Consider the following 6123-nt stretch of genomic DNA (forward strand, 5'->3'; position numbering starts at 1 on the left):
GTATAAAGTGAATCAAAATAAAGTTGCAGTTATCACTGGGATAACTGGTCAAGATGGTGCTTATCTCGCTGAACTTTTGTTGGGGAAAGGTTATACAGTATTTGGTACTTTTCGGAGAACTTCTTCTGTAAACTTTTGGCGTTTAGATGAACTAGGTATTAGAAACCACAAGGACCTTAACTTAGTTGAGTATGATCTGACAGATCTATCATCGACAATTAGACTTGTTCACGAATCGAAGCCTGATGAAATTTATAATCTGGCCGCTCAAAGTTTTGTAGGTGTTTCTTTTGAGCAACCTATTACTACTGCAGAAATTACGGGTATGGGCCCAGTAAATTTGCTAGAGGCCATTCGAATAGTAAATCCAAAAATCCGGTTTTACCAAGCATCGACATCAGAAATGTTCGGTAAGGTTCAAGAAATTCCACAGCGTGAGTCGACACCATTTTATCCTCGTAGCCCATACGGTGTGGCGAAGTTGTATGCTCACTGGATGGTAATTAACTACCGCGAGTCATACGATATCTTTGCTACCAGTGGTATCCTATTTAATCATGAATCGCCGTTGCGTGGTCAAGAATTTGTGACACGTAAGATTACGGACTCTGTAGCTAAAATTAAGCTTGGTATGCTCGAAGTTTTAGAGCTAGGTAATATGGACGCTAAGCGTGATTGGGGATTCGCAAAGGATTATGTTGAAGGCATGTGGCGTATGCTACAAGCTGAAAAGCCTGATACATATGTACTTGCGACTAATAGAACAGAAACGGTTCGTGACTTTGTAACAATGGCGTTTAAAGCTGCGGATATTGAACTTGAGTGGAGTGGTAGTGAAGAAAACGAGGTAGGTATTGAAAAATCCTCGGGTAGAGTTCTTGTAAGGGTAAATCCGAAGTACTATCGTCCTGCCGAAGTCGAATTACTAATAGGAAATCCGGAGAAGGCGATGTTGAGCTTAGGCTGGGAGCCAAAAACAACATTAGAAGGACTTTGTTCGATGATGGTTGAGTCGGACCTTCGGAGAAATGAACAAGGCTTTTCTTTTTAACCTAACTTCGACAGTTGCTAGCTGTAGCCACAGATATTAATGTGGCTACAGCTTTATAAACTTCATGGGTAAGTCATGGAAAAAGTACTTTTAACCGGAAGCAATGGTTTTACTGGACGGTATGTAAAAAAAGAATTGCAACGGCAAGGTTATGAAGTAATAGGTCTAGTCCGAGAAAATGCAATAGACGGTGAGATCGTTTGTGACATCACAAATAAATTTGATGTCAAACGTTGTCTAGACATAGTAAGGCCTGATTACATCATTCATTTAGCTGCATTGTCTTTTGTCGGTCATTCTGAACAAAAATCTTTCTATGATGTAAATGTATTCGGTACACTTTACTTTCTTGAAGCAGTGCATGAATTGTTGTTACCGATTAAGAAAATAATCTTGTCCAGTAGTGCAAATGTCTACGGTACTCCTAAGGTTTCTGGCTTAGTCCAAGAGTCAGCACAGCCTTCGCCCGTAAACCATTATGCAATGAGTAAATTGGCGATGGAGCATATGTCGAAACTCTGGTTCGAAGAGCTACCTATCGTTATTACTCGGCCTTTTAATTATACCGGTCCTGGCCAGGATGATAAATTTTTAATTCCCAAAATCATTAATCACTTTAGGTTAGGAAAAAAATCGATAGAGCTAGGAAATATCGATGTATATAGGGATTTTAGTGATGTACGTGATATTGCTAAAGCTTACGTTAAGATTTTAACATCAGATTTAAGATCCGATGTGATCAACTTGTGTTCTGGCAAGGTTTATTCTTTGGAAGAGATAATATCAAAAATCGAGGGCATCGCAGGTTATCAAATCGATGTGAAAGTGAACCAAAATTTTGTTAGAGCTAATGAAATAAAGATTTTATGTGGAGACAATAGCAAGTTAAATAGACTGGTTGAGTTTTCTCCGTCAATAGAAATTGAGAAGACATTGTCTGATATGTTCCTATCTAAATGATGGTGCAAAAGAAACGGAATTGCTGTAAATAAATACAACAAGAGTCTGTCTTTGAAAGTTACCGTGGGATTTTACATCTATCTTATAATTGATGGTTACGACAAAGAATTTAAAAGGCGATGTTAGATAATTCAGACCATGCCAAGTATTATCAACCGTATTGCTTTGCTCAGTATTGTAAAAGATCGTGTATTTCTATAAACAACTAATAAGATCTTATTTGACTTTAAGAAGATAGAGCGTTCAATTCAACAAGGCAAAGGTTGTCGTAAAAATAATAACCAGAGTTATAGATAATGCCTGTAAAGCAGCAGGAAGTGTTAATGCAGGCCTGAATATAGCTGCACAGTAATAAGTCATTTTCTTAACAACGTTATTTGGATGGTGAAATCGTAATGGTAGGGTACATAACCCCTCCACTAGTTAAAACTACTTATTTTTAAAGGAAAGTTATGGGTACTATTTTACCAGTGGTGATGGCGGGTGGTTCTGGCACTCGTTTATGGCCACTGTCTCGGTCTGCGTTTCCAAAGCAGTTTTTGCCGCTTGTGGATGATAGCACGATGCTACAGCAAACAATAACTCGAGTTACTGAACTAGATTGTTCTATTCCACTGACAATCTGTAATGAAGTTCATCGATTTATGGTTGCAGAGCAATTGCGTGCTATCGACAAGTTAGGGTCGATTATTCTTGAACCACAAGGTCGGAATACTGCTCCGGCTATTGCTTTAGCAGCAGAAATTTCTAGAGTAGATGAACAGGATCCGCTTCTGCTTGTATTGGCAGCGGACCATGTGATTCAAGACGGAGATGCATTTGTCAAGGCCGTTCGACGAGCGCTTCCGTTAGCCGAGCAGGGTAAGCTTGTTACATTTGGCGTCGTTCCTGATTGTGCGCATACAGGCTATGGCTACATTCAGCGGGGAGACTCTGTTGGTGATGGTTTTGAGGTGAGTCAGTTCGTAGAAAAGCCCGACTTAAGCACCGCTGAGCAATATTTAGCTAGTGAAAAATATTATTGGAATAGCGGAATGTTTCTATTTAAGGCTAGTCGCTATCTGGAGGAGCTAAATATACATCGTCCTGATATAGCAGAGGCGTGCCGTAACTCCTTAGTTAACACCAGGGCTGACTTGGATTTTGTTCGGCTCGATGAGGAATCGTTCTTAGCCTGCGCAGACGAATCGATTGATTATGCTGTTATGGAAAAGACGGATGATGCTGTGGTTATTCCACTTGATGCTGGTTGGAATGACATTGGCTCTTGGTCAGCACTTTGGGAAATTAATAGTAAAGATGAAAACAATAATGCCTTTCGTGGAGATGTAATCAGTCATGATAGCTCCAATTGCTTGGTGCACAGTGATGAACGTCTCGTTGCGACAGTAGGTCTTGATGATATTGTTGTTGTTGATACCAAAGATGCTGTCATGGTAGCGAAAAAAAGCCGCGTACAAGAGGTGAAAAAGATAGTTGAGCAAATTAAATCTTCAGGGAGACGTGAGGCTAAATTGCATCGAGAGGTGTATCGACCATGGGGGAAGTATGACTCTGTAGATAATGGTAACCGTTACCAAGTTAAGCGCATTACGGTTAATCCTGGTGCAAAGCTTAGTGTGCAGATGCACCATCATCGAGCGGAACATTGGATTGTAGTTTCTGGTACCGCTAAGGTAACCAATGGTGGTCAAACTATTTTGGTTACTGAAAATGAGTCAACCTATATACCAGTAGGTGTAGTCCATGCTCTCGAGAACCCAGGTAAGATGCCGCTAGAAATGATTGAAGTTCAGGTCGGTTCGTATCTGGGTGAAGACGATATAGTTCGCTTCGAAGACCGTTACGGTCGTGTTGATGCTTAAGTCCAGTGGTAAGGTAGTTTCTCTATGACAAAGCTTATTTCAAAACAAGTTATTGCTGATAGTGGTATCGCCTTTGGCACTAGTGGAGCACGTGGGTTAGTGACTCAGTTTACTGCCGAAGTATGTGCAGCTTTCGCTCATGCCTTTGTGGCGGTGATGAAAGAGTCTTATGAGGTTAGGCGAATTGCTTTAGCGATTGATAATCGCCCAAGTAGCTGTGATATGGCAAAAGCTTGCGCGGCCGCTTTGGTTGAATGTAATATCGAAACGGTTTTCTACGGTGTAGTGCCTACCCCTGCATTGGCCTATGCTGCGATGCAAGAAAATATCCCATCGATAATGATTACAGGTAGCCATATTCCCTTTGACCGGAATGGGATTAAGTTTTACCGGCCTGATGGAGAAATATCTAAGGCTGATGAGTTATCTATTCTGTCGGCTAAGGTTTGCTTTTCTCACATTGAGAAGCTGTCTGAAATTGAGATTTCCCAGGTTGCTGCAGATTTTTATCTCGAGCGTTATATTTCCTTATTTGACTCCCCTTGGTTAAAAGGAAAACGCATCGGTATTTATGAACATTCCAGTGCTGGTAGAGAGCTATATGCTAAGCTGTTTACTAAACTCGGGGCGGAAGTTATGTCGCTTGAGCGTAGTGACCAGTTTGTTCCCATTGATACTGAGGCCGTGTCAGATGACGATAAAGCTAAAGCTAAGATTTGGTCGCAGCAGTACCAATTTGATGCAATTTTTTCTACTGATGGTGATGGCGACCGTCCGATGATTGCAGATGAAACAGGCGAGTGGCTGAGAGGGGATATTCTTGGACTACTATGTTCACAAGCATTGCAGATCGAAGCTTTAGCTGTTCCAGTAAGCTGTAATACTGCTATCGAAGCATGTGGTTCCTTTAAGCATGTTGTAAGAACACGAATAGGTTCCCCTTATGTCATTGCAGAGTTGAACAGATTATCGGATTTTCCTCGAATTGCTGGTTTTGAGGCTAATGGTGGTTACCTATTAGGCTCTGATATTGAGATTAACGGAAAATCACTGAAGGCTTTGCCTACACGGGATGCTCTGCTACCTGCGCTTATGTTGCTCATGGCTGTTGGGCAAGGTAAGATTTCTGAATTAGTTAACGCATTGCCCAACCGAATCACTCATAGCGATCGAATTAAAGGTTTTGCTACCGAGCGTAGCAAAGCAATTATCGCAAAAGGTCTTGAAGACACTGAGGCTTTGGCTAGGAGCCTCGGCTTTGATAATACTATTGTAAAGGTAGATAGCACCGATGGTATGCGGATTACCTTTGATTGCGGTGATATCGTTCATTTGCGGCCATCAGGCAATGCACCGGAAATTCGTTGTTATGCTGAAGCAAGTAACTATAGTCGTGCTAAAAAATACGTAGATTTAATCTTGGATAGAATCACTGAAATCTGACGTTTTATTGTTAGGATGCTTTAGCGTTATCGAGTTAAAGCTGTGACTAAATTTGGTTGTCATATATTCCATTAATAAATTGGTAAATTCTGGAGCGTGCTGAGAGTAGACTTTAGATGGCCGCTCAGGCCAGGGTGAGTGCGCGAAGTAACACAGATCAAACTTTCGGTAATCGAGGCCCAGCTAAGGCCAACACTATGTGCATTTATTCATCGAAGATTGAGGTGATTTTTAACCGCCAGGTCGATGCCGAACAAGAACTGAACATACGTGGACTTGCCCTGCCGCTCAGGCTCAGTCAATCTTGACGATTGGGCATCAAAATAGAATTAGAATACAGGCATTGAATTATGAGAGTATTGGTTACCGGCGCCGCCGGTTTTATCGGCTTTTACACCAGCAAACGACTGCTGGCCATGGGCCACCAGGTAGTGGGGTTGGACAACCTCAACGACTACTACGATGTAGCCCTCAAGCGTGCTCGCTTGGAGCTGTTGGTGCCGGAAGAGAACTTCAGCTTCGTTGAGCTGGATTTGGCAGACCGGGACGGCATGGCCAGGGTGTTTGCCAATGACAAGTTCGATCGGGTGATCCACCTCGCCGCCCAGGCCGGCGTGCGCTACTCCATCGACAACCCCATGGCCTATCTGGACTCCAACCTGGCCGGCATGCTGACCATCCTCGAAGGCTGTCGTCAGCAACAGGTACCGCACCTGGTGTACGCCTCCTCTTCGTCGGTGTACGGCATGAACAAGAAGGTGCCCTTCAGTGAAACCGATGCGGTCGATCACCCCATCAGCCTGT

5 protein-coding genes are annotated in these 6123 nt (G+C 42.6%); all 5 read left to right on the forward strand.

Annotation, left to right across the window (positions count from 1 at the left end; genetic code table 11):
* Positions 1-7: 7 nt before the first annotated feature.
* Entirely contained in the window at positions 8-1051 is a 1044-nt protein-coding gene (gmd, locus tag BLT77_RS16855; protein WP_090367586.1) for a GDP-mannose 4,6-dehydratase, read from the forward strand.
* A gap of 75 nt (positions 1052-1126) precedes the next feature.
* Positions 1127-2011 carry a GDP-mannose 4,6-dehydratase gene (locus BLT77_RS16860; RefSeq protein ID WP_090367572.1) on the forward strand — a complete coding sequence of 295 codons (885 nt, stop codon included), beginning with the start codon at positions 1127-1129 and terminating at the stop codon, positions 2009-2011.
* Positions 2012-2463: 452 nt separating this feature from the next.
* Positions 2464-3876: a mannose-1-phosphate guanylyltransferase/mannose-6-phosphate isomerase gene (locus BLT77_RS16865; RefSeq protein WP_176819361.1), complete on the forward strand. Its 1413-nt coding sequence runs from the start codon at positions 2464-2466 to the stop codon at positions 3874-3876.
* 24 nt (positions 3877-3900) lie between these two features.
* Positions 3901-5319 (forward strand): phosphomannomutase, encoded by a 1419-nt coding sequence (locus BLT77_RS16870; RefSeq protein ID WP_090367574.1) that lies wholly within the window; start codon positions 3901-3903, stop codon positions 5317-5319.
* A 350-nt stretch (positions 5320-5669) separates the two neighbouring features.
* Positions 5670-6123: SDR family NAD(P)-dependent oxidoreductase (locus BLT77_RS16875; RefSeq protein WP_143026668.1), on the forward strand; the 454-nt coding region annotated here is incomplete at its 3' end.

The organism is Ferrimonas sediminum (assembly GCF_900100175.1).
GTDB lineage: Bacteria > Pseudomonadota > Gammaproteobacteria > Enterobacterales > Shewanellaceae > Ferrimonas > Ferrimonas sediminum.